This window comes from Enterobacter chuandaensis (genome assembly GCF_039718975.1).
Classification (GTDB): Bacteria; Pseudomonadota; Gammaproteobacteria; order Enterobacterales; family Enterobacteriaceae; genus Enterobacter; species Enterobacter chuandaensis.
Genome location: NZ_CP097173.1, coordinates 1,671,372 through 1,694,916 on the forward strand (window position 1 = coordinate 1,671,372; position 23,545 = coordinate 1,694,916).

Consider the following 23,545-nt stretch of genomic DNA (forward strand, 5'->3'; position numbering starts at 1 on the left):
AAGAAAGCCCCAACGTGATGGGCATGTCGTGAAAACAGGGGGCAAGGGATGTTGCTTAAGAAAAAATGTGGTCGTCAGCTGTCCGCGCTAAGTTTATGCCTGACAGTGATGTTTGCTCCACTGTTAACCGCCCAGGCCGACGAGCCTGAAATTGTGCCGACTGACAGCTCTGCAACGACAGGCGCGCAGCCAACGTCGCTGTCCCAGACGCTGGAGCAATCTCCGGCGACGGCCATCATGGCCGGGATTAAGCCCCTGCCGGAAGGCATCGATGCGGAATCGATCGCTCAACAGCTGCAGTCAGGGCTGCCATCAGGCTACACGCCTGCCTATATCAATCAGCTCACGCTGCTCTATGCTGCCCGTGATATGAAACCCATGTGGGAAAACCGCGATGCCGTACGCGCCTTCCAGCAACAGCTGGCGGAAGTGGCGATTGCGGGATTTCAGCCGCAGTTTACAAAGTGGGTTGAGCTGTTAACCGATCCTGCCGTCACTGGCCAGGCGCGGGACGTGGTCCTTTCCGATGCCATGATGGGTTACCTGCAGTTTGTGGCGGGTATTCCGGTCAATGGCAACCGCTGGCTGTACAGCGATAAGCCGTATAAGCTGGCGACGCCAGCCCTGTCGGTGATTAACCAGTGGCAATTAGCCCTGGATAACGGCGACCTGCCGCGCTTCATTGCCAGCCTCGCGCCGGCGCATCCACAGTATGCCACCATGCACCAGTCGCTCCTCGCGCTGGTGGGGGACTCGCGTCCATGGCCGCAAATGCGGGGGACCGTGACGCTGCGTCCTGGACAGTGGAGCAGCGATGTGCCTGCCCTGCGCGAGATCCTGAAACGCTCCGGTATTCTGGATGGCGGGCCGAAGATTGCTCTGCCTGGCGACGATCCGCAAAGCGTGGTGGTCAGCCCGTCAGCGCCCGTGAAAGAGAACAAGGCCACTACCCTGAGTAATAAACCCGAGGCTTACGATCGCGAGCTGGTCGCCGCGGTTAAGCAGTTCCAGGCCGCTCAGGGGCTGGGAGCCGATGGCGTTATTGGACCGTCAACGCGTGACTGGCTTAATGTATCGCCTGCGCAGCGGGCAGGGGTGCTGGCGCTTAATATTCAGCGTTTGCGTTTGCTGCCGGGCACGCTGTCTACCGGCATTATGGTTAATATCCCGGCCTATTCTCTGGTTTATTATCAGGATGGTAGCGAGAAACTGGCCTCGCGCGTGATTGTCGGGCGTCCGGATCGCAAAACGCCGATGATGAGCAGCGCGTTAAATAACGTGGTGGTTAACCCGCCGTGGAACGTGCCGCCGACGCTGGCGCGGAAGGACATTTTGCCTAAGGTCTGGAACGATCCGGGTTATCTGGAACGTCATGGCTATACGGTGATGCGCGGCTGGAACAGTAAAGAGGCGATCGATCCGTATATGGTCGACTGGTCGACGATTACCGCATCGAACCTGCCTTTCCGCTTCCAGCAGGCTCCCGGAGCGCACAACTCGCTGGGGCGTTACAAATTCAACATGCCAAGTTCAGATGCGATTTATCTGCACGATACGCCGAACCACAATCTGTTCCAGAAGGATACCCGGGCACTGAGTTCTGGCTGCGTGCGCGTGAATAAAGCCTCGGAGCTGGCCAACATGCTGCTGCAGGATGCGGGCTGGAACGATACGCGTATTTCTGACACCCTGAAGCAGGGGGATACGCGCTACGTCAATATCCGACACAATATTCCGGTCAATCTTTATTATCTGACGGCGTTTGTGGGGGAAGACGGGCGGACTCAGTATCGTACAGATATTTACAATTATGATCTCACCGCGCGATCCGGCGCACAAATTTTGCCAAAAGCGGAACAATTAATCAGGTAAATGAAGCAGTTCGGGAAAAATGGTTGTCGTAAGTTAGGGTGAATCTGGGGCAATATCGCTGTAAGCCGCGTATTCACTGGGGTTGGGCGCCTTGACGTACCCTGTTTTGCCAGTTAAGGTGCCCTTCGTGCGCTAAGCATATTTACGATTTCATTGACCTGTAGACCTGATTATCATGGACAAATTTGACGCTAATCGCCGCAAACTGCTGGCGTTAGGTGGTGTTGCGCTCGGCGCAGCGGCCATCCTGCCGACGCCAGCATTTGCCACCCTCTCGACACCTCGTCCGCGCGTTTTAACGCTCAGCAATCTTCACACTGGTGAGTCGCTAAAAGCGGAGTTTTTCGATGGCAGAGGCTATATTCAGGATGAATTAGCAAGACTCAACCATTTTTTCCGTGATTTCCGCGCGAATAAAGTAAAAGCCATCGACCCCGGACTGTTTGATCAGCTTTTCCGCCTTCAGGGCCTGTTGGGTACCAGCAAGCCGGTGCAGCTCATTTCTGGCTATCGCTCTCTTGATACCAATAATGAACTGCGCGCCCATAGCCGTGGCGTAGCGAAAAAAAGCTACCACACGAAGGGACAAGCAATGGATTTCCATATTGAAGGCGTTTCGTTAGCCAATATTCGCAAAGCCGCGTTATCTATGCGCGCAGGTGGTGTAGGATACTACCCCAGCAGCAACTTTGTGCATATTGATACCGGGCCGGTTCGGCACTGGTAATAACGAAACACAGGAGCAGTATGAACTATCGTATTATTCCGGTTACCGCGTTCTCCCAGAACTGTTCATTAATCTGGTGCGAGCAAACCAAACTGGCCGCGCTTGTCGATCCCGGCGGTGACGCTGAGAAAATCAAGCAGGACGTTGCCGACAGCGGCGTGACGCTGATGCAGATTTTACTGACGCATGGTCACCTCGACCATGTAGGCGCAGCGGCTGAACTGGCTAAACACTACGGTGTGCCGATTATCGGCCCGGAAAAAGAAGATGAGTTCTGGCTGCAGGGGTTACCCGCCCAAAGCCGCATGTTTGGCCTTGATGAGTGTCTGCCTTTGACGCCCGATCGCTGGTTGAACGAAGGAGAGCGCGTTAACGTAGGGAATGTGACTTTACAGGTGTTGCATTGTCCTGGGCATACGCCAGGCCATATCGTCTTCTTTGATGACCAGTCCCGTCTGCTGATTTCCGGCGATGTGATTTTCAAAGGTGGCGTGGGACGCAGCGATTTTCCGCGCGGCGATCACGGGCAGCTGATTCAGTCGATCAAACAGAAGTTATTGCCGCTGGGTGATGACGTGACGTTTATCCCTGGACACGGTCCAATGTCGACGCTGGGCTATGAACGGCTCCATAACCCGTTCCTTCAGGATGAGATGCCTGTCTGGTAACCAGCATAAAAAAAGCCTGCTTAACGCAGGCTTTTTTGTGGGCGCAAATTACAGGACGGCGACAATCGCTTCGCACAGTGGCGCCATGTTGTCAGGCGTCATGCCTGCAACGTTTACGCGACCAGAGGCTACGGCGTACACGCCGAACTCTTCGCGCAGACGCAGAACCTGCTCTTTGGTCAGGCCGCTGAACGAGAACATGCCGTTCTGTTTGATGATGAAGCTGAAGTCGCGGTCAGCGCCTTTCTCAGCCAGGGTGTTCACAAACAGCAGGCGCATGCGCTGGATACGCTGACGCATATCGTTCAGCTCTTGTTCCCAGATCGCGCGCAGCGCATCGTTGCTCAGAATGGTTGCAACAACAGACGCACCGTGTGCCGGCGGGTTAGAGTAGTTAGCGCGGATAACGGACTTCATCTGGCTGAAGGCACGATCGACAGTTTCATCGTTACCCGCAACCAGCGTACAGGCACCTACACGCTCATTGTACAGACCAAAGTTCTTGGAGTAGGAGCTAGCGACGATCAGTTCCTGATGTACGGCTGCGAACGCGCGCAGGCCTTCGGCATCTTCTTCCAGACCACGGGCGAAGCCCTGGTAAGCAAAGTCAAACAGCGGCAGCCAGCCTTTTTCTACGGACAGCTTCGCCAGCTGTTCCCACTGCTCAAGCGTTGGATCGATACCTGTCGGGTTGTGGCAGCAGCCGTGGAACAGGACCACGTCACCCGCCTGCGCTTCGTTCAGGCTTGCCAGCAGGCCGTCAAAGTCCAGAGCGTGGTTTGCAGCATCGTAGTAAGCATATTCGCGCACTTCCAGACCCGCAGAGTTAAAGACGCTCTTGTGGTTCGGCCAGCTTGGGTTGCTCACCCATACGCGCTTAACAGAGGTGTTTTTCGCAAGGAAATCCGCCGCCACGCGCAGCGCACCGGTACCGCCAGGGGTCTGCGCCGTGCGCGCACGTTTGTCACTCACAATTGCGCTGCCTTTACCGAACAGCAGCTCCTGGGTGCAGCGACCAAATTCAGGGATACCATCAATACCGAGGTAGTTTTTGGTGGTTTCATTTTCCAGCAGATACTGCTCAGCTTTCTTAACGCTGGTCAGTACCGGAGTTTTGCCGGTTTCATCTTTATATACACCAATACCCAGGTTGATTTTGCCAGGGCGGTCGTCGGCACGAAACAGATCGGCCAGGCCCAGAATAGGGTCGGCAGGAGCGGCGGTAATGTTCTCAAACATGACGAAGTTCCATTGTGATTACAGAAGTGAAATCCGCTATCAGGTTAACGGTAGATTTACAAAATGCCAACCGTTTGCGACGAAAAGCGTGCGGCTTTTCAAAAGTCGCCATTATTTTCTGTCAGGCATAAAAAAACAGGGCCGAAGCCCTGTTCATTAAGCATATAACAACGTGGTGTACGGATTAGAACTGGTAGGTCACGCCCACAGCAGCCATATCGTCGTTGCCGTTCAGACCGCCAACGGTTTGAGCGTAGGCATCGTCTTTATCCAGCAGGTTGATGTAGTAGTCAGCCCACACGTTGAAGTTTTTGTTGAAGTAGTAAGTTGCGCCAACCTGGATAAATTTAGCGAGGTCTGCATCGCCACCTTTGAAAGTGCCTTTAGAATTGGTTACGCCAACCAGGTCTTTACCTTTAGTCTGCACGTAGGAGATTGCTGGACGCAGACCGAAATCGAACTGGTACTGTGCAACAACTTCAAAGTTCTGAGTTTTATTAGCGAAACCGTCTAAGCCTTTTGGACCGGTACGGGTGGTGTTACGGGTTTCAGCATAGGTAGTTGCCAGGTAGAGGTTGTTGGCGTCATATTTCAGACCCACGCCCCATGCTTCAGCTTTATCGCCTTTGCCGTCAGCTTTCTGATCCAGAGTACGGTTAGCGTTGCTGTAAGATGCGATTGCACCGAAGCCTTCGCCGAAATCGTAGCCCAGGGAGTAACCTACGCCGTCACCGTTAGAGGTATTAACATCATCACGATCGTTTTTACCCTGGTACTGCACGCCCATGCTCATACCGTCAACCAGACCGAAGAAATCGCTGTTACGGTAGGTCAGCAGGCCGGTGCTGCGGCTGGTCATAAAGTTATCAACGTAGTTACCGCCCCAGGTCATACCGGAGAAGGACGGCGCCATATCGGTGTATGATTCGACGTCATAAACGATACCGTAGTTACGACCGTAATCGATGCTGCCAGCGTCGCCCGCTTTCAGACCGGCAAAAGCCAGACGGTTTTTGTTTTTCTGTGCTGTGTTTTCTGCATCGCTAGCTACGAAACGGTATTCCCACTGGCCATAACCGGTCAGTTGGTCGTTGATCTGAGTTTCGCCTTTGAAACCGATCTGCGCATACGTTGCGTCGTAGCTGTCGCTCTCACCTGAGGTCACGAAATCGTGCTCAGCGTTAACTTTACCGTAGAAGTCCAGTTTGTTGCCGTTCTTGTTATAGATTTCTGCAGCGTTAGCTGCACCGGCTACCAGCAGGGCAGGGATTACCACTGCCAGAATATTGCGCTTCATCATTATTTATTACCCTCATTGGTTTTTTTATGACACTCGCCACTGCCGTCAATAAATTCTGTCAATAAATATTTCCGGAACTATTGATGAGAGTTTGGTGTCTTTATGTATCTGACAGGCATCTTTCCATTCACCGAAGCGTTTCGCTAGCCTGAAAGTGCTACAATTCTCAAGATTAAGTTACAAGAAGAAAATATGTGTAACTAAATGTGTATTTTTCGGAACTTTGTGAACCATCTCAAATTTCAGCGCGCCCTGGTGAATTAAGCAGCAAATTGTTTCCTATATATATGAATTCCTTATGATTAATTTGAATAAAGGCAATTCCTATAAACGGATGTTAAACGACTCGTTTTTTCTTATGACCGGAAAAAGACTTCTGGATGTCTAAAAAAGTGGTTGAAATTTGTGCTATTGCTTAAGGTTGTAATAATCGCAATAAGACTGTGGTTTATTTTTTGTCGCTGGATATTTTGCGGAAACAAAACGTAACAGGTAGTGGTTGTGACGGGGTGATGGTTTAAAAACGCTGACTTTACGCTGACAAAAACTGACAGGACAGAATAAAATAATGGCCAGCAAATGCTGGCCATTATCTGTTGTGTTACTTAGAAGCTGGCGTTACGTGGAGTACGTGGGAACGGGATCACGTCACGTACGTTCTGAACACCGGTAACGTAGGCGATCAAACGCTCGAAGCCCAGACCGAACCCAGCGTGTGGAACAGTGCCGTAACGGCGCAGATCGCGATACCAGCTGTAGTCCGCAGGGTTGAGACCCATCTCTTCCATGCGCGCGTCCAGCACGTCCAGACGTTCTTCACGCTGAGAACCACCGATGATTTCACCGATGCCCGGTGCCAGTACGTCCATTGCTGCCACGGTTTTCCCGTCTTCGTTAAGGCGCATATAGAAGGCCTTAATGTCTTTCGGGTAGTTTTTAACAACAACCGGCGCTTTGAAATGTTTCTCGGCCAGATAGCGTTCGTGCTCAGACGCCAGATCGACGCCCCAGTAAACCGGGTTCTCGAACTTCTCACCGCATTTCTCGAGGATCGCTACCGCGTCGGTATAGTCCACCTGCGCAAAGTCGGCAGAGACGAAACGCTCCAGACGCGCCACAGCATCGCTGTCTACGCGCTCTGCGAAGAACTTCATGTCGTCAGGACGCTCTTCCAGCACCGCTTTGAAGACGTACTTCAGCATCGCTTCCGCCAGACCGGCAACGTCGTTGAGGTCAGCAAACGCCACTTCCGGCTCCAGCATCCAGAATTCCGCCAGGTGGCGGCTGGTGTTAGAGTTTTCGGCGCGGAAGGTTGGGCCGAAGGTATAGATTTTAGACAGCGCACAGGCGTAGGTTTCGCCGTTGAGCTGACCGGACACCGTCAGGAAGGCTTCTTTACCAAAGAAGTCTTTGTCATAGTCCACTTTACCTTCCGGCGTGCGCGGCAGGTTTTCCATGTCCAGCGTCGAGACGCGGAACATCTCACCCGCGCCTTCCGTATCGGAGGCGGTGATCAGCGGGGTAGACACCCAGAAATAACCCTGCTCATCGAAGAAGCGATGCAGCGCCTGAGCCAGCGTATGACGCACGCGGGCCACCGCACCAATCAGGTTGGTACGCGGACGCAGGTGTGCGACTTCACGCAGATATTCGATGCTGTGACGTTTTGCCGCCATCGGGTAGGTGTCCGGATCTTCAACCCAGCCGGTGACTTCAATGGCAGAGGCCTGAATTTCGAAACTCTGACCCTGGCCCGGTGATGCGACAACCACACCGGTAACGATAACAGAACAACCCGTCGTCAGGCGCAGAACGTCATCATTGTAATTGGGCAGAGAATTATTAATGACGGCCTGTACAGGATCAAAGCAGGAACCGTCATAGACGGCAAGGAAGGAGATGCCAGCTTTAGAATCTCGGCGAGTACGCACCCATCCGCGCACGGTGACCTCCTGGTCAACGGCGACACGGCCCTGGAGTACGTCGGCTACAGGCACAACGCTCATAATATTCTCTCTGTTAATAGTCGGAAAAAATAAACACTTGTCCACCCTTATGGGGGGATATCTATGTTACCTGCCATCCGCTATCAGACAAGTAAATTTCGCAGTCAAAAGAGAAGAATTGAGAAATAAATAAGGGAAGGGAGCCCTGAAGGCACCCGTCAGCGCTTAACTGGCTTTTTTGATCTGGGGGAGATCGAACGCTTTGCGCAATGCGCGGACAAACGCTTTGTCATGGCAGATGGTTTTACCCGGGCTATCGGAGAGTTTCGCCACCGGCTTGCCGTTACATTCCACCAGTTTTATCACAATGTTCAGTGGTTTTACCTGAGGGATATCGCAGGTCAACCGGGTACCGATCCCGAAGCCCAGATTAATTCTGGTACTGAAATGACGATACAGTTCGACGGCTTTCGCCAGGTCGAGATTATCGGAGAAGACCAGCACCTTGCTCATCGGGTCAATGCCAAGTTTTTGGTAATGGGCAATCGCCTTTTCGCCCCATTCAACCGGATCCCCGGAATCGTGGCGTAACCCCTGGTAACGCTCAGCAAACTCGGGGCCAAAATCGCGCAGGAAGGCATCCATCGTAATACAGTCGGTCAGGGCGATCCCGAGTTGATTTGGATACTCTTCAAGCCACGCAGCCAGTGCCGCACGTTGGCTGTTAGCCAGGTCAGGGCTAATTTGCTGATGCGCCTGGAACCATTCGTGCGCCTGGGTGCCCATTGGCGTCAGGCTAAGGCGACGCGCCAGATCGTAGTTACTGGTGCCCACGAACCACGGCTCAAGTTGCAGACGTTTTACAATGGCCTCCTGAACGTCGCGAGAGAAGCGGCGACGGGTGCCGAAATCCATCAGGCGGAAGCGGGACATATCCAGCCCTTCGGTCAGCGTAGAGAAGGCTGCAAGTTTGTTTTCCAGCGAGGCAACTGCCTGCTCGACGCCCGTTTCCGGCGAACGGTAGCGGTGAGCCAACTCGCTAATCACTGCCAGAAGCGGCACTTCCCACATGATCACTTCCCGCCACGGACCTTCAAGACGAATATCCAGCTTGCCGTTCTCGTTGGTTACGGTGACCTGTTCTGGCTTATAGCGGAAGTCGCGCAGCCAGTTCAGATAATCCGCTTTGAAGAAAGGCAGGCCTGAAAGCCACTGATATTCGTCGTCCTGCAGCGTCAGATGCTGCATCGCATCGACCTGTTCACGAATGGAGTCTGCGTAAATACCGAGCAAGTCGTCACCACGGCAGCGGAATTCCGCCGCGACGTGAACGTCATAGTAATGGTGGAAAACGGCTTGCTGCATATGCAGTTTATACGCGTCGGTATCCAGCAACGTATGCAGAACCGGAGAAGCGAATTGAGTCATAGGTGCGCTGTAGCATCCTCTCACGGGAGCGTTTAGTACAATAAACAACTCCGGAGTATACCTTGTTTAGTGATTTATTGAACCCCGATCACAACATAAGCACACTTTATGGTCGAGAGCATTTCGTGCCCCGTGTTATACAAATGTAGCAAAAAAGGAGTTTCTGCCTGAAAAGATGAACATTCTGCATAGCGCGTTTTACACAACAGGAATATATTGAAACGTTACTCGACAAACGATGCATAAGGTTTTCTATGACACAACAGCCACAAGCCAAATACCGCCACGACTACCGTGCGCCGGAATACCTGATTAGCGATATAGATCTGACTTTTGACCTGGATGCCACAAAAACCGTTGTAACGGCGGTAAGCCAGGTGACGCGCCACAGCGCGACTGCCGTACCGCTGCGTCTGGATGGCGAAGACCTGACGCTGGTCTCCCTGCACATTAACGATGAACCCTGGTCAGACTATAAAGAAGAAGGCAACCAGCTGGTCATCGACAACCTGCCGGAACGCTTTACGCTGCGCATCGTCAATGAGATCAGCCCTGCGGCCAATACGGCGCTGGAAGGGCTCTACCAGTCTGGCGTGGCGCTGTGCACGCAGTGTGAAGCCGAAGGCTTCCGCCACATTACCTGGTACCTGGACCGCCCGGACGTGCTGGCGCGCTTTACCACCAAAATCATTGCCGATAAAACGCTCTATCCGTTCCTGCTCTCCAACGGTAACCGCGTCGGTGAGGGCGAGCTGGAAAATGGCCGTCACTGGGTGCAGTGGCAGGATCCGTTCCCGAAACCGTGCTATCTGTTTGCGCTGGTGGCGGGTGATTTCGACGTGCTGCGCGACACCTTCAAAACCCGCTCTGGCCGTGAAGTGGCGCTGGAGTTGTTCGTTGACCGCGGCAACCTCGACCGCGCGCCGTGGGCGATGACCTCACTCATTAACTCCATGAAGTGGGACGAAGAGCGCTTCGGCCTCGAATACGATCTCGACATCTATATGATCGTCGCCGTCGACTTCTTCAATATGGGCGCGATGGAGAATAAAGGCCTTAACATCTTTAACTCCAAGTATGTGCTGGCGCGTACCGATACCGCCACCGATAAAGACTACCTCGATATCGAACGCGTCATCGGCCACGAGTATTTCCATAACTGGACCGGTAACCGCGTCACCTGCCGCGACTGGTTCCAGCTGAGCCTGAAAGAGGGCCTGACCGTTTTCCGCGATCAGGAGTTCAGCTCCGATTTGGGTTCACGCGCGGTGAACCGCATCAACAACGTGCGCACCATGCGCGGTCTGCAATTTGCGGAAGATGCCAGCCCTATGGCGCACCCGATCCGTCCGGACAAAGTCATTGAGATGAACAACTTCTACACCCTGACGGTGTACGAGAAGGGCGCTGAAATTATTCGTATGATCCACACCCTGCTGGGCGAGGAAAACTTCCAGAAAGGGATGCAGCTTTACTTCGAACGTCACGACGGCAGCGCGGCCACCTGCGATGACTTCGTGCAGGCGATGGAAGACGCGTCTAACGTTGACCTTTCTCATTTCCGCCGCTGGTACAGCCAGGCCGGGACCCCGATTGTCACCGTTAAGGACGACTACAACCCGGAAACCGAGCAGTACACCCTGACCATCAGCCAGCGCACGCCGCCAACCGCCGAGCAGGAAGAGAAATATCCGCTGCACATTCCGTTCAGCATTGAGCTGTACGACAACGAAGGCAAAGTCATCCCATTACAGAAGGGCGGCCATCCGGTTCACCACGTTCTGAACGTGACCCAGGCAGAGCAGACCTTTATCTTCGATAATGTTTACTTCCAGCCGGTGCCTGCGCTGCTGTGCGAATTCTCCGCGCCGGTGAAGCTGGAGTACAAATGGAGCGACCAGCAACTGACGTTCCTGATGCGCCATGCGCGCAACGATTTCTCTCGTTGGGATGCGGCGCAGAGCCTGCTGGCAACCTACATCAAGCTGAACGTGAACCGTTACCAGCAGGGCCAGCCGTTGACGCTGCCGGTGCATGTGGCAGACGCGTTCCGCGCCATCCTGCTGGACGAGAAGATTGACCCGGCGCTGGCGGCTGAAATTCTGACGCTGCCGTCCGCGACTGAAATTGCGGAGCTGTTCGACATCATCGACCCGATTGCCATTGTGGCGGTGCGCGAAGCGCTGACCCGCACGCTGGCGACCGAACTGGCGGACGAGTTCCTGGCGATCTACAACGCCAACAAGCTTGATGCCTATCGCGTGGAGCATGCGGATATCGGCAAGCGTACCCTGCGCAATACCTGCCTGCGCTACCTTGCGTTTGGTGAGGCCGGGCTGGCGAACACGCTGGTGAGCAAACAGTATCACGAAGCGGATAACATGACCGATGCGCTCGCGGCCCTGGCGGCAAGCGTTGCCGCTGAACTGCCGTGCCGCGATGCGTTGATGCAGGAATACGATGACAAATGGCACCAGGATGGTCTGGTGATGGACAAGTGGTTTATTCTGCAGGCGACCAGCCCGGCGGCCGATGCGCTCAGCAAGGTTCGCAGCCTGCTGAAGCACCGTTCGTTCACCATGAGCAACCCGAACCGCGTCCGCTCGCTGATTGGTGCGTTTGCCAGCAGCAACCCGGCGGCGTTCCACGCCGAAGACGGCAGCGGATACCAGTTTATGGTGGAAATGCTGACCGAACTCAACAGCCGTAACCCGCAGGTGGCGTCACGTCTGATTGAGCCGCTGATCCGTCTGAAACGCTACGATGCACAGCGCCAGGCGAAGATGCGCGCCGCGCTTGAGCAGCTGAAAGGGCTGGAAAACCTGTCTGGCGATCTGTACGAGAAGATTGCTAAAGCACTGGCTTGATAGAAAGCTTAACCCTCCCTCTCCCTGTGGGAGAGGGCCGGGGGGAGGGCATCAGGCATTCGCCTTAATACGCTGTAACTCCGTTTCCCCACGCTTCATCACCCGATCCAACACTTCCGCCTCCAGCTCCGCCAGTCTCGCCGAGCCCACGCGACGAGGACGCGGGATATCCACCGTCAGATCCAGACCGATTTTCCCGTCTTCTATAAGCAATACCCGGTCCGCCATCGCCACGGCTTCGCTGACGTCATGCGTCACCAGCAGTACCGTAAAGCCGTGCGCCTGCCAGAGGGTTTCAATCAGATCCTGCATCTCAATCCGCGTCAGGGCGTCGAGCGCGCCGAGCGGTTCATCAAGCAGCAGCAGGCCAGGCCGGTGAATCAATGCTCGCGCCAGCGCCACGCGTTGTTTCTGTCCGCCAGACAGCGATGCAGGCCATTCACCGGCACGGTGTTCCAGCCCGACGGCGGCCAGCGCCCGACGGGCTTCATCCCGCCAGCTGCCTTTGAGCCCCAGCCCGACGTTATCAATCACCGTTTTCCACGGCAGCAGCCGCGCGTCCTGAAACATCATGCGCGTATCGTCCTGAATATTGGCCAGCGGCGTGGTTCCTGCCAGAATCTCTCCACCGTTGGGGGCTTCCAGCCCGGCTAATAGACGCAGCAGGGTGCTCTTGCCGCCGCCGCTGCGCCCGACTACGGCCACAAACTGGCCGGCGGGAATATGCAGATCCAGCCCGTTAAGAATGGTGTTTTCGCCGTAGCGTTTAGTTACGCCGTTCAGCAGCAGCGGCGTACCCTGGTTCAGACGTGCTGTATTCATGCTTTTGCCTCCTGAAGGGTGTAGGCCGGGTTCCAGCGCAGCCAGCTGCGCTCCAGCCACTGGGCGCTAACGTCGGCGAGTTTGCCGAGCAGGGCATAGAGGATGATGGCAACCACCACCACGTCCGTTTGCAGAAATTCACGGGCGTTCATCGCCAGGTAGCCGATACCTGAGTTGGCCGAGATGGTTTCCGCGACGATCAGCGTCAGCCACATCAGGCCGAGCGCAAAGCGCACCCCAACCATAATGGAGGGCAGGGCGCCCGGCAGAATCACGTGTGTGAAGAGAGAAAAGCCGGACAAGCCGTAGCTCCGCGCCATCTCCACCAGACCGCGATCGATATTGCGGATGCCGTGCCAGGTATTGATGTAGATCGGGAACAGCGTGCCCAGCGCCACGAGAAAGATCTTGGCGCTCTCGTCAATCCCAAACCAGAGGATAACCAGCGGGATCAGCGCCAGATGCGGCACGTTGCGCAACATCTGAATGGAGGTATCCAGCAGCCGCTCGCCCCAGCGGGAAAGGCCGCTGATCAGACCCAGCACCAGACCGATGCTGCCGCCGATGGAAAACCCAATCACGGCGCGCCAGGAGCTGATCGCCAGATGCTGCCACAGCTCTCCGCTCACGCTCAGCGACCAGAACGCTTCAACGACGCCCTCCGGAGAGGGCAGAATGCGGCTCGACAGCCAGCCGGTGGACGACGCGAGCTGCCAGAGCGCCACAATGCCGACGGGCAAAAACCACGGAGCGGCGCGCAGCAGCCATTTTTGTGAGGTGGCAGACATGGTCACTCCTTAGCTCTGCGCGGCTTTGCGTGGAATAAACTCGTTCGCCACGGCTTCGCCCTGAAGCTGGAGCCGCTGCGGCTGCGGAATTTCCGGGATGGCGACATCCAGATGCGGGAACAGCAGTTCACCCACCTTGTAGGCCTCTTCCAGATGCGGATAGCCGGAAAGAATAAAGCTGTCGATGCCCAGGTCAGCATATTCATTGATACGCGCTGCTACGGTTGGACCGTCGCCGACCAGCGCCGTGCCCGCGCCGCCGCGCACCAGGCCGACCCCCGCCCAGAGGTTAGGGCTGATTTCAAGATTCTCGCGCTTGCCGTTGTGCAGAGAGGCCATCCGGTGCTGCCCGACAGAGTCGGTTTTGGCAAACGCCGCCTGGGCTTTTGCAATCGTCTCATCGTCCAGGTGGGATATCAGACGGTCTGCCGCCTGCCAGGCTTCCTCATTGGTTTCGCGCACAATCACGTGCAGGCGAATGCCGAAGCGCACCCTGCGGCCATGAGCGGCGGCTTTGGCGCGAACCTGAGCAATTTTCTCTTTCACCAGCTCGGGCGGCTCGCCCCAGGTCAGATAGAGATCGACCTGCTCAGCGGCCAGATCCTGAGCCACATCCGACGATCCGCCAAAATAGAGCGGAGGACGCGGCTGCTGCACCGGCGGGAAGTAGAGCTTCGCGTCGCGAACGTGAATATGTTTGCCTTCAAAGGTGACGGTTTCACCTTCCAGCAGGCGTCGCCAGACGCGGGTAAACTCGGCGGAGGCTTCATAGCGCTCGGTATGGTCGAGGAAAACGCCGTCGCCCGCCAGCTCCTGCGGATCGCTGCCCGTCACCAGGTTAAACAGGGCGCGACCGTTGGACAGTCTGTCCAGCGTAGCCGCCTGGCGCGCCGCCACGGTGGGGGAAACCACGCTTGGGCGTAACGCAACCAGGAACTTGAGGCGCTGGGTCACCGGGATCATCGACGCGGCCACCAGCCAGGCATCCTCGCACGAACGTCCGGTTGGGATCAGTACGCCGGTGAAACCGATTCGGTCCGCCGCCTGCGCAATCTGCTGAAGATAGCCGTGATCAACCGGGCGCGAGCCCTCTTCTGTGCCAAGATAGTGTCCATCACCGTGGGTGGGTAAAAACCAGAAAAGATTCAGACTCATGATTTAGCTCCTTCTTTGCCTGCGGGCTGCCAGATGCGTTCGCGAATATTGACCTGTTTTGGTACCAGGTGGTTTTGATAGAAAAGGTCCGCGGTTTGTTGCTGAAGCGCGGCGACGTGCGCATCGACAGGCGCAATGGTGGTGGGCGGACGATGACTTAGGTAGCTCGCGATCACCGGTTCAGGTAAGCCCATGGTTTTTGCCAGCAGGGTAATGCTCGCCTGACGCTGGCTCTGTGTCAGGGCATCGGCCTGCGTAAAGGTATCCAGTACGCCCTGAATAAACGCGCCGTTCTTTTCTGCGTAAGGGCGTGAGGCGAGATAGAACGAACCGGTTTGCTTCAGCGTGGTTCCGTCTTTCAGCACCCGTACGCCACCCTGCAGTAATGCGGCTGAGTAGTACGGATCCCAGATGGCCCAGGCATCAACGTTCTTCTGCTGGAACGCAGCGCGTGCGTCGGCAGGCGTCAGGTAAACGGGCTGAATGTCGGTGAACTTGAGCCCGGCTTCCTGTAAGGCGCGCAGCAGCAGGTTGTGCGAGCTTGAGCCTTTCTGGAAAGCAACTTTACGGCCTTTAAGATCGGCAACGCTTTTGATGTCGCTGTTTTCAGGTACCAGAATTACCTCGGCTTTCGGTTTCGCGGGTTCTACGCCCACATAAACCAGGTCCGCTCCGGCAGCCTGAGCAAAGATAGGCGGAATGTCGCCCGTGCTGCCCAGATCGATACTGCCGACGTTCAGTGCTTCAAGCATCTGTGGCCCGGCGGGGAACTCCACCCAGGAGAATTTGGTGTCCGGGAAGCGTTTTTCCAGAAGCTGGTGGCTTTTTGCCAGCACCATACTGACGCTGCCTTTCTGATAGCCAATGCGTAAGCTGTCCGGTGCGGCTTCTGCAGCCTGTGCCAGCGCGGTAAACGCCATCAGGCCAGCCAGTCCGAGACGGGTTAAGGTTTTAAGCATGTGCGACTCCCTGCGGCGGATTAAAAGAAGGGACCTGGATATCCCGGCGATGCAGCGCATGCCAGAAGGTTTCCAGCGCGGCATCAAGGCGGGTTTGCAGATTCGGCGTGAAGTGCGGCTTATGCTGGTAGTCAATGATCTGTGAATCATCTGCAAAAACGCCGTGAAGGATCTCCTGTGCCTTCAGCGCGTTGAGTACCGGTTTCAGGGCATAATCCACGGCCAGTAAATGGGCCACCGTGCCGCCCGTGGCCAGCGGCAGGACCACTTTGCCGTCCAGGGCGCGCTCGGGAAGCAGATCGAGCAGCGTTTTCAGTGCACCCGAAAAAGAGGCTTTATAAACAGGTGTCGCCACGATTAAGCCGTCAGCACCTTTAAGCTGTTCCGTCAGGGTTTTGAGCGCGGGGCTGTCAAAACGGGCGTAGAGCAAATCTTCAGGTTCGAAGTTATGCAGATTCCAGTGGCACACTTCCACATCCAGAGCGTTGAGCTTGTCGCGGGCATATTCCAGCAGGGCGCTGGAACGCGAGGGGAATCGTGGACTACCGGCCAGGGTGATGACGCGCATGTTTGCTCCTTATAACCAATTGTTTGCTTTTATCTAACATTCATAACAATTTTCAGGAGTGTGACACTGCGCGGTTATTCCACTAAATGATTTATCCGCAATTAAAATGCGAAAAAGTGCATAAGAACTAGACAGGGAGGTAAACGATTGCGTTTTACGCCGATTTTTTGCCGCAGGTCAATTCCCTTTCGGAACGGGATCGCCCATAATCCCCTCCCGGTTTGCACACCGGGAATCCAGGAGAGTTCATGTACTACCCCTTCGTTCGTAAAGCCCTTTTCCAGCTCGACCCCGAGCGCGCTCATGAATTTACATTCCAGCAATTACGTCGTATTACAGGCACGCCTCTGGCCGCTCTGGTGCGTCAGAATGTGCCGGAAAAGCCTGTGCAGTGCATGGGTCTGACCTTTAAAAATCCGCTGGGTCTGGCGGCTGGCCTGGATAAGAACGGCGAATGTATTGACGCCCTGGGCGCGATGGGCTTTGGCTCCATCGAAATCGGTACCGTCACGCCGCGCCCGCAGCCGGGAAATGACAAGCCGCGCCTATTCCGCCTGGTCGAAGCCGAAGGGCTGATCAACCGCATGGGCTTTAATAACCTCGGCGTTGATCACCTGGTGGAGAACGTGAAGAAAGCCCATTTTGATGGGGTGTTAGGCATCAATATCGGTAAAAATAAAGATACGCCGGTTGAGCAGGGTAAAGATGACTATCTGATTTGTATGGAAAAAGTCTACGCCTATGCCGGTTATATCGCGGTGAATATTTCCTCACCCAATACCCCGGGCCTGCGTTCATTACAATATGGCGAAGCGCTGGACGATCTTCTGAGTGCGATTAAAAATAAGCAAAATGAGCTGCAGTCGATCCACCATAAATATGTTCCAGTCGCGGTTAAGATCGCGCCGGATCTTTCTGCCGAAGAATTGATCCAGGTTGCCGACAGTTTAGTTCGCCATAATATTGACGGTGTGATTGCGACGAATACCACGCTCGATCGTTCGCTCGTCCAGGGAATGAAAAACTGTGACGAAGCGGGTGGGTTAAGTGGGCGTCCGGTACAATTAAAAAGCACCGAAATTATTCGCGCACTGTCTGCGGAATTAAATGGTCGTTTACCGATTATTGGCGTCGGCGGCATCGACTCGGTGATTGCTGCACGCGAGAAGATGGCGGCCGGTGCATCACTGGTGCAAATCTATTCCGGCTTTATTTTTAAAGGCCCGCCTTTGATTAAAGAAATCGTTACTCATATCTAATCTTTTCTCTTAATCAGACAACCAGGGCTTTATTTCCAGCCCTGGTTGTTTTATATTCCGTCACTGTTGCTTATTTAGACATTATAGTCTTTTATTACTAGTGTTATAAACGAAGCGGCGAACAGGACATTTTTAGTACAGGACGTTTGGGGACGGGAGAGACACATGCGAATTAAACCTGACGATAACTGGCGCTGGTATTTTTGCGACGAGCACGATCGTATGATGCTCGATTTAGCCAATGGCATGTTGTTTCGTTCTCGTTTTGCCCGCCGAATGTTAACCCCGGACGCATTTGCCCCGTCGGGCTTTTGCGTTGACGATGCGGCGCTCTATTTTTCCTTTGAAGAAAAATGCCGTGACCTTGCGCTTTCTAAAGAACAGCGCGCTGAGCTGGTCCTGAATGCGCTGGTGGCGATTCGTTTCCTGAAGCCGCAAATGCCAAAAAGCTGGCATTTCCTGGCGCACGGTATGAGCTGGTCTCCGGCCACGGGCGACGCGGCCAGCGTCAATCTGAGCGATACGGCCGAAGAGGTGAGCCTGTTAGTGGTTGAGCCGGGCGAAAATGCTGCACTCTGCCTGCTGGCGCAACCCGGCGTGACGATTGCCGGGCGAGTCATGCAGCTAGGTGATGCGATCAAAGTGATGAACGACAGGCTGAAGCCACAGCTGCGCGTGGATGCCTTCAGCCTCGAACAGGCGGTTTAAGCTTCCAGCTGTACGGACGTTTTCGGTACGCAGCTACAGCACAGAATTGTCCCGTCATTGCCAATTGCAGACTTCTTCAGCGCACTCACTTCACCTTCCACCAGCTTAATGCGGCAGCATCCGCAAATGCCCGCGCGGCAGGAATACGGTACGCGAATACCGGCTTGTTCCAGCTGCTCCAGTAAAACCTGCTGATTGTTGCCACGAATCACCTTGCCCTGCCAGTGAATATCCACCGCAGAGGCGACGTTTGTCACAACGTCGACCATTTCTTCTTCCTGGCCTGAGCCGTACACTCTCGCCGGCCCGCGGGCGAGAATTTCAACCTCATCGCCTACGCGGATCGCGCCGCTGGAGCGCGGGATCAGGTTCTGACCGAAATCGACATCGCCGTTGTCCTGCGCGGTACGAAATGATTGCAGCGTTTTCAGCGGTTCGCCGGAAGGGTGTTTCTGACCTTTCTCAGGGCTTACCGTGGTGAAAATGCAGCGGCTGCAGGGTTTGACGACATCGAAGATGACGCTGCCGATGCGGATGACTTTCCAGGTGTCTTCATCCCAGGCGTCGGCACCCGTGACGACGAGGTTTGGACGGAACTGTTCCATCTGTACGCTTGCTTTACAGCGATTCTGTAAATCACGCAGTGACGCTTCGTTGGTGAGCAGGAACGGGAAGCCATCGGCGAAGGAGAGAGGAACGGCGTCGTGGCGCTTCACGCGACGCGTCAGTTCAGGCCCAACCCAGCGCAGCTGCACGTCGCGGGAGAAGAAGCCGCTCAGCCAGCGGTTAATTTCATCCGGTGCGATGCGCGCGGTAAAATGATTGCCCCACACTTCCGTTGGCGCATCCACAGGCGCAAAATCAACAAAGCGAATCACCGCGCTGGAACCGTCCGGCGCGGTCAGATGCAAACCGTCATGAAGCGGGGAAGGGGTAAAGCGAACCATCTGCGGGAACTGGCGTGCGGTAATGAATGTGCCGTCTGGCTCGGTGACCATAAAAATACGATCGAAGGCGAATCCGCTCATGTCGGCCAGTGCGTGTGAGACGCCGATGCCGCGCATGGATTTCACCGGATGAATAAAAAGCCTGGATAACGTCGCCACTGCACACTCCCGCAAATGAAAATAAGCCTTCAACTTTATGACATACACGCCATATTAGCTATAATGCGCGACAATTTTCTAAGAGTAAAAGTGACGATATGAATTCTCTGTTTGCCAGTACGGCCCGTGGGCTGGAAGAGCTGTTAAAAACTGAACTGGAAAGCCTGGGCGCGCAAGAGTGCCAGGTGGTTCAGGGTGGTGTCCATTTTGAGGGCGACACGCGGCTTATTTACCAGAGCCTGATGTGGAGCCGTCTGGCGTCGCGCATCATGCTGCCGATGAAGGAGTGCAAGGTCTATAGCGATCTTGATCTCTATACCGGCGTACAGATGATCGACTGGACAGAGATCTTCACGCCAAATGCCACCTTCGCGGTGCATTTCAACGGCGTGAACGACGAGATCCGCAACAGCCAGTACGGCGCCCTGCGCGTAAAAGACGCCATTGTGGACTGCTTCACGCGTAAAAATAAGGAACGTCCGAACGTCGATCGCGAAAACCCGGACCTGCGCATCAACGTCTGGCTTAACGGCGACACGGCGAGTATCTCTCTCGATCTGAGCGGTGCGGGCCTGCATCTGCGCGGCTACCGCGATCGCACCGGTATGGCGCCGATCAAAGAAACCCTGGCCGCCGCCATCGTGATGCGCTCTGGCTGGCAGCCGGGCACGCCGCTGCTCGATCCAATGTGTGGTTCCGGTACGCTGCTGATTGAGGCCGCAATGCTGGCCACCGACCGTGCGCCGGGGCTGCACCGCGGCCACTGGGGCTTTAAGGGCTGGGCGCAGCATGATGAAGCGCTCTGGAAAGAGGTTAAAGACGACGCGCAGACCCGTGCGCGTAAGGGCCTGGCGGAGTACACCTCGCACTTCTACGGCTCGGACAGCGACCCGCGCGTGATTGAACGCGCGCGCAGCAACGCCCGTCGCGCCGGTATCGGTGAGCTGGTCACCTTCGAGGTAAAAGACGTGGCGAACCTGACCAACCCATTGCCGAAAGGCCCGTACGGGACCGTGATCAGCAACCCGCCATACGGCGAGCGTCTGGATAGCGAGCCTGCGCTGATTGCCCTGCACAGCCTGCTGGGCCGCAATATGAAAGACCACTTCGGTGGCTGGAACCTGTCTCTGTTTAGCGCTTCGCCGGAGCTGCTGAGCTGCCTGCAGCTGCGTGCCGATCGCCAGTTTAAGGCGAAAAACGGCCCGCTGGACTGCGTGCAGAAAAACTACCATCTGGCAGAGAAAGCGGCGGACAGCAAGCCGTCCGGCGTGGCGGAAGATTACGCCAACCGCCTGCGCAAAAACCTGAAGAAATTTGAGAAGTGGGCGAAGCAGGAAGGGATCGAATGCTACCGCCTGTACGATGCCGACCTGCCGGAGTACAACGTGGCGGTTGACCGCTACGCGGACTGGGTAGTGATTCAGGAATATGCTCCGCCGAAAACCATCGATGCGCAAAAAGCGCGTCAGCGTATGCTGGACGTCATTGCAGCCACCATCGCCGTGCTCGGCATTGCGCCGAACAAGCTGGTGCTGAAAACCCGAGAGCGTCAGAAGGGTAAAAACCAGTACCAGAAGATGGGGGAGAAGGGCGACTTTATCGAAGTGGGCGAATATAACGCCCGCCTGTGGGTGAACCTGACCGACTATCTTGATACCGGCCTGTTCCTTGACCACCGCATCGCCCGCCGCATGCTCGGGCAGATGAGCAAGGGCAAAGACTTCCTCAACCTGTTCTCCTACACCGGCAGCGCCAGCGTGCATGCCGGTCTCGGCGGCGCGCGCAGCACCACCACGGTGGATATGTCCCGCACCTATCTGGAGTGGGCCGAGCGTAACCTGCGCCTGAACGGTTTAACAGGACGTCAGCATCGCCTGATGCAAGCCGACGTGCTGGGCTGGCTGCGCGATACCGACGAGCAGTTCGACCTGATCTTTATCGATCCGCCGACCTTCTCTAACTCCAAGCGTATGGAAGATAGCTTTGACGTTCAACGCGATCACCTGCGCCTGATGACCGACCTGAAGCGCCTGCTGCGCAAAGGCGGCACCATTATGTTCTCGAACAACAAACGCGGCTTCCGTATGGATCACGACGGCCTGGCAGCCCTGGGACTGAAAGCACAAGAAATCAGTCAAAAAACGCTGTCTCAGGACTTCGCCCGTAACCGTCAAATTCATAACTGCTGGTTGATTACCGCGGTCTGAAAGGAAAAATAAATGTCTTTAATTAGTATGCACGGCGCGTGGCTCTCTTTCAGCGACTCACCGCTTCTCGATAATGCAGAGCTGCACATCGAAGATAACGAGCGCGTCTGTCTGGTGGGCCGTAACGGCGCGGGTAAATCCACGCTGATGAAAATCCTCAACCGCGAGCAGGGGCTGGATGACGGCCGCATTGTGTACGAGCAGGATCTGATCGTCTCCCGCCTCCAGCAGGATCCGCCGCGTCATGTGACCGGCAGCGTGTACGATTTCGTGGCGGAAGGCATCTCCGAGCAGGCGGAGTACCTGAAGCGCTATCACGAGATTTCACATCTGGTGATGACTGACCCGAGCGACAAGAATCTCAACGAGCTGGCGAAAGTGCAGGAGATGCTCGATCACCATGGTCTGTGGCAGCTGGAAAACCGCATTAACGAGGTGCTGGCCCAGCTGGGTCTCGAAGCGGATATGGAACTGTCCGCGCTCTCCGGCGGATGGCTGCGTAAAGCGGCGCTGGGGCGCGCGCTGGTCAGCGGCCCTAAAGTACTGCTGCTGGACGAACCAACCAACCACCTTGATATCGAAGCGATTGACTGGCTGGAAGGGTTCCTGAAAACCTTCAGCGGCACCATCATCTTCATCTCGCACGACCGTTCGTTTATTCGCAATATGGCGACGCGCATTGTTGACCTCGACCGCGGCAAGCTGGTCACCTATCCTGGCGATTACGATACCTATCTGCTGGAGAAAGAAGAAAACCTGCGCGTGGAAGAGCTGCAGAACGCCGAGTTCGACCGCAAGCTGGCGCAGGAAGAGGTGTGGATCCGTCAGGGCATCAAGGCGCGCCGTACCCGTAACGAAGGCCGCGTTCGCGCCCTGAAGGCGATGCGTCGTGAGCGCAGCGAGCGCCGCGAAGTTATGGGTAGCGCCAAAATGCAGGTGGAAGAAGCGTCCCGCTCCGGCAAGATTGTCTTCGAAATGGAAAACGTTAACTACCAGGTTGACGGCAAAGTGCTGGTGAAAGATTTCTCTGCGCAGGTTCAGCGCGGCGATAAAATTGCGCTGATTGGCCCGAACGGCTGCGGCAAAACTACGTTGCTGAAGCTGATGCTGGGCCAACTGCAGGCTGACAGCGGCCGCATTCACTGTGGGACTAAGCTGGAAGTGGCGTACTTCGACCAGCACCGCGCGGAGCTGGATCCGGATCGTACCGTGATGGATAACCTCGCAGAAGGTAAACAGGAAGTGATGGTGAACGGCAAGCCGCGTCACGTTCTGGGCTACCTGCAGGACTTCCTGTTCCATCCGAAACGTGCGATGACGCCGGTGCGCGCGCTCTCCGGTGGGGAGCGTAACCGTCTTCTGCTGGCCCGTCTGTTCCTGAAACCAAGTAACCTTTTGATTCTCGATGAACCAACAAACGACCTGGATGTCGAAACGCTGGAATTACTTGAAGAGCTGATCGATGGTTATCAGGGGACCGTGATGCTGGTTAGCCACGATCGTCAGTTCGTGGATAACACCGTGACCGAGTGCTGGATCTTCGAAGGTGAAGGGCGAATTGGTCAGTACGTGGGGGGCTATCACGACGCAAAAGGGCAGCAGTCGCAGTCTCTGGCGCAGAAACAGTCAAAGTCCAGAACAAGTTCTGAACCTGCTGTAACGAAAGCAGAAACTGTCAAGAAAACCTCGGCTAAACTAAGCTATAACCTGCAGCGCGAGCTGGAGGGGCTACCTCAGCGTCTTGAAGAGCTGGAGGCCGCGCTTGAGAGTCTGCAAGCGCAGGTTGCTGATGCGTCATTCTTCACCCAATCGCATGACTATACTCAGAAAGTACTGGCTGAAATGTCCGCGGCTGAAAAAGCCCTGGAAGAAGCATTTGAGCGCTGGGAGTACCTTGAGTCTCTGAAAAACGGCGCATAAACAGGG

18 protein-coding genes are annotated in these 23,545 nt (G+C 55.6%); 8 read left to right on the forward strand and 10 right to left on the reverse strand.

Annotated features, from left to right (window positions below; all coding sequences use genetic code 11):
• The first annotated feature begins 48 nt into the window (after window positions 1-48).
• From ldtD to MX657_RS08010, 3 genes are all read left to right on the forward strand, one after another.
• Window positions 49-1,872: a L,D-transpeptidase gene (gene ldtD / locus MX657_RS08000; RefSeq protein ID WP_346807993.1), complete on the forward strand. Its 1,824-nt coding sequence runs from the start codon at window positions 49-51 to the stop codon at window positions 1,870-1,872.
• Between the two features lie 175 nt (window positions 1,873-2,047).
• On the forward strand, window positions 2,048-2,599 hold the full coding sequence (locus tag MX657_RS08005; RefSeq protein WP_218728826.1) for a YcbK family protein: 552 nt from the start codon (window positions 2,048-2,050) through the stop codon (window positions 2,597-2,599).
• Window positions 2,600-2,619: 20 nt separating this feature from the next.
• Window positions 2,620-3,267, forward strand: coding sequence for an MBL fold metallo-hydrolase (locus tag MX657_RS08010; protein WP_028012581.1), 648 nt, complete (start codon window positions 2,620-2,622; stop codon window positions 3,265-3,267).
• A gap of 48 nt (window positions 3,268-3,315) precedes the next feature.
• On the opposite strand, the gene aspC is transcribed toward MX657_RS08010, so the two are convergent.
• From aspC to pncB, 4 genes are all read right to left on the reverse strand, one after another.
• Window positions 3,316-4,506, reverse strand: a complete 1,191-nt coding sequence (gene aspC / locus MX657_RS08015) for an aspartate transaminase (RefSeq protein WP_346807996.1) — start codon at window positions 4,504-4,506, stop codon at window positions 3,316-3,318.
• A 184-nt stretch (window positions 4,507-4,690) separates the two neighbouring features.
• A complete protein-coding gene (locus tag MX657_RS08020; protein ID WP_346807997.1) occupies window positions 4,691-5,806 on the reverse strand; it encodes a porin in 1,116 nt (371 codons plus the stop codon).
• 605 nt (window positions 5,807-6,411) lie between these two features.
• Window positions 6,412-7,812, reverse strand: a complete 1,401-nt coding sequence (gene asnS / locus MX657_RS08025) for an asparagine--tRNA ligase (protein ID WP_048960458.1) — start codon at window positions 7,810-7,812, stop codon at window positions 6,412-6,414.
• 165 nt (window positions 7,813-7,977) lie between these two features.
• Window positions 7,978-9,180, reverse strand: coding sequence for a nicotinate phosphoribosyltransferase (gene pncB / locus MX657_RS08030; protein WP_080327685.1), 1,203 nt, complete (start codon window positions 9,178-9,180; stop codon window positions 7,978-7,980).
• 254 nt (window positions 9,181-9,434) lie between these two features.
• On the opposite strand from pncB, the gene pepN reads away from it, so the two are divergent.
• Window positions 9,435-12,047, forward strand: coding sequence for an aminopeptidase N (gene pepN, locus MX657_RS08035; RefSeq protein WP_346807999.1), 2,613 nt, complete (start codon window positions 9,435-9,437; stop codon window positions 12,045-12,047).
• Window positions 12,048-12,098: 51 nt separating this feature from the next.
• Here pepN and ssuB read toward each other — a convergent pair whose 3' ends face one another.
• From ssuB to ssuE, 5 genes are read right to left on the reverse strand one after another with little or no spacing between them, the layout of a single operon-like run.
• Window positions 12,099-12,869 (reverse strand): aliphatic sulfonates ABC transporter ATP-binding protein, encoded by a 771-nt coding sequence (ssuB, locus tag MX657_RS08040; RefSeq protein WP_080327683.1) that lies wholly within the window; start codon window positions 12,867-12,869, stop codon window positions 12,099-12,101.
• Window positions 12,866-13,657, reverse strand: a complete 792-nt coding sequence (gene ssuC / locus MX657_RS08045) for an aliphatic sulfonate ABC transporter permease SsuC (RefSeq protein WP_080327682.1) — start codon at window positions 13,655-13,657, stop codon at window positions 12,866-12,868. The genes ssuB and ssuC overlap by 4 nt, the downstream gene beginning before the upstream one ends.
• A gap of 9 nt (window positions 13,658-13,666) precedes the next feature.
• Window positions 13,667-14,812 carry an FMNH2-dependent alkanesulfonate monooxygenase gene (ssuD, locus tag MX657_RS08050; RefSeq protein WP_080327681.1) on the reverse strand — a complete coding sequence of 382 codons (1,146 nt, stop codon included), beginning with the start codon at window positions 14,810-14,812 and terminating at the stop codon, window positions 13,667-13,669.
• Window positions 14,809-15,771, reverse strand: a complete 963-nt coding sequence (locus MX657_RS08055; RefSeq protein WP_346808002.1) for a sulfonate ABC transporter substrate-binding protein — start codon at window positions 15,769-15,771, stop codon at window positions 14,809-14,811. Before MX657_RS08055 ends, ssuD begins: the two co-directional genes overlap by 4 nt.
• On the reverse strand, window positions 15,764-16,339 hold the full coding sequence (gene ssuE, locus MX657_RS08060) for an NADPH-dependent FMN reductase (protein ID WP_080327679.1): 576 nt from the start codon (window positions 16,337-16,339) through the stop codon (window positions 15,764-15,766). The genes MX657_RS08055 and ssuE overlap by 8 nt, the downstream gene beginning before the upstream one ends.
• 248 nt (window positions 16,340-16,587) lie before the next feature.
• Between ssuE and pyrD the strand changes: the two genes are divergently transcribed.
• Together pyrD and zapC are read left to right on the forward strand one after the other, a co-directional pair.
• Complete coding sequence (gene pyrD / locus MX657_RS08065) at window positions 16,588-17,598, forward strand: quinone-dependent dihydroorotate dehydrogenase (protein WP_080327678.1); 1,011 nt, start codon at window positions 16,588-16,590, stop codon at window positions 17,596-17,598.
• 165 nt (window positions 17,599-17,763) lie between these two features.
• Entirely contained in the window at window positions 17,764-18,306 is a 543-nt protein-coding gene (zapC, locus tag MX657_RS08070; RefSeq protein WP_080327677.1) for a cell division protein ZapC, read from the forward strand.
• Here zapC and MX657_RS08075 read toward each other — a convergent pair.
• Window positions 18,303-19,412, reverse strand: a complete 1,110-nt coding sequence (locus tag MX657_RS08075; protein ID WP_252001312.1) for a YcbX family protein — start codon at window positions 19,410-19,412, stop codon at window positions 18,303-18,305. The two genes, zapC and MX657_RS08075, sit on opposite strands and share 4 nt — an antisense overlap.
• A gap of 98 nt (window positions 19,413-19,510) precedes the next feature.
• On the opposite strand from MX657_RS08075, the gene rlmKL reads away from it, so the two are divergent.
• Both rlmKL and MX657_RS08085 read left to right on the forward strand, forming a co-directional pair.
• On the forward strand, window positions 19,511-21,619 hold the full coding sequence (gene rlmKL / locus MX657_RS08080) for a bifunctional 23S rRNA (guanine(2069)-N(7))-methyltransferase RlmK/23S rRNA (guanine(2445)-N(2))-methyltransferase RlmL (protein ID WP_008499936.1): 2,109 nt from the start codon (window positions 19,511-19,513) through the stop codon (window positions 21,617-21,619).
• A 12-nt stretch (window positions 21,620-21,631) separates the two neighbouring features.
• Window positions 21,632-23,539 carry an ABC transporter ATP-binding protein gene (locus tag MX657_RS08085; RefSeq protein ID WP_080327675.1) on the forward strand — a complete coding sequence of 636 codons (1,908 nt, stop codon included), beginning with the start codon at window positions 21,632-21,634 and terminating at the stop codon, window positions 23,537-23,539.
• The last annotated feature ends 6 nt before the right edge of the window (window positions 23,540-23,545 follow it).

Bases quoted from the DNA above. Each gene is read 5' to 3' on its own strand.
- MX657_RS08085 (WP_080327675.1), top strand. From the start codon at position 21,632: ATGTCTTTAATTAGTATGCACGGCGCGTGGCTCTCTTTCAGCGACTCA.
- ssuB (WP_080327683.1), bottom strand. From the start codon at position 12,869: ATGAATACAGCACGTCTGAACCAGGGTACGCCGCTGCTGCTGAACGGC.
- ssuD (WP_080327681.1), bottom strand. From the start codon at position 14,812: ATGAGTCTGAATCTTTTCTGGTTTTTACCCACCCACGGTGATGGACAC.
- MX657_RS08010 (WP_028012581.1), top strand. From the start codon at position 2,620: ATGAACTATCGTATTATTCCGGTTACCGCGTTCTCCCAGAACTGTTCA.
- pyrD (WP_080327678.1), top strand. From the start codon at position 16,588: ATGTACTACCCCTTCGTTCGTAAAGCCCTTTTCCAGCTCGACCCCGAG.
- MX657_RS08005 (WP_218728826.1), top strand. From the start codon at position 2,048: ATGGACAAATTTGACGCTAATCGCCGCAAACTGCTGGCGTTAGGTGGT.
- pepN (WP_346807999.1), top strand. From the start codon at position 9,435: ATGACACAACAGCCACAAGCCAAATACCGCCACGACTACCGTGCGCCG.
- zapC (WP_080327677.1), top strand. From the start codon at position 17,764: ATGCGAATTAAACCTGACGATAACTGGCGCTGGTATTTTTGCGACGAG.
- ssuC (WP_080327682.1), bottom strand. From the start codon at position 13,657: ATGTCTGCCACCTCACAAAAATGGCTGCTGCGCGCCGCTCCGTGGTTT.
- pncB (WP_080327685.1), bottom strand. From the start codon at position 9,180: ATGACTCAATTCGCTTCTCCGGTTCTGCATACGTTGCTGGATACCGAC.
- rlmKL (WP_008499936.1), top strand. From the start codon at position 19,511: ATGAATTCTCTGTTTGCCAGTACGGCCCGTGGGCTGGAAGAGCTGTTA.
- ssuE (WP_080327679.1), bottom strand. From the start codon at position 16,339: ATGCGCGTCATCACCCTGGCCGGTAGTCCACGATTCCCCTCGCGTTCC.
- MX657_RS08020 (WP_346807997.1), bottom strand. From the start codon at position 5,806: ATGATGAAGCGCAATATTCTGGCAGTGGTAATCCCTGCCCTGCTGGTA.
- asnS (WP_048960458.1), bottom strand. From the start codon at position 7,812: ATGAGCGTTGTGCCTGTAGCCGACGTACTCCAGGGCCGTGTCGCCGTT.
- ldtD (WP_346807993.1), top strand. From the start codon at position 49: ATGTTGCTTAAGAAAAAATGTGGTCGTCAGCTGTCCGCGCTAAGTTTA.
- MX657_RS08055 (WP_346808002.1), bottom strand. From the start codon at position 15,771: ATGCTTAAAACCTTAACCCGTCTCGGACTGGCTGGCCTGATGGCGTTT.
- aspC (WP_346807996.1), bottom strand. From the start codon at position 4,506: ATGTTTGAGAACATTACCGCCGCTCCTGCCGACCCTATTCTGGGCCTG.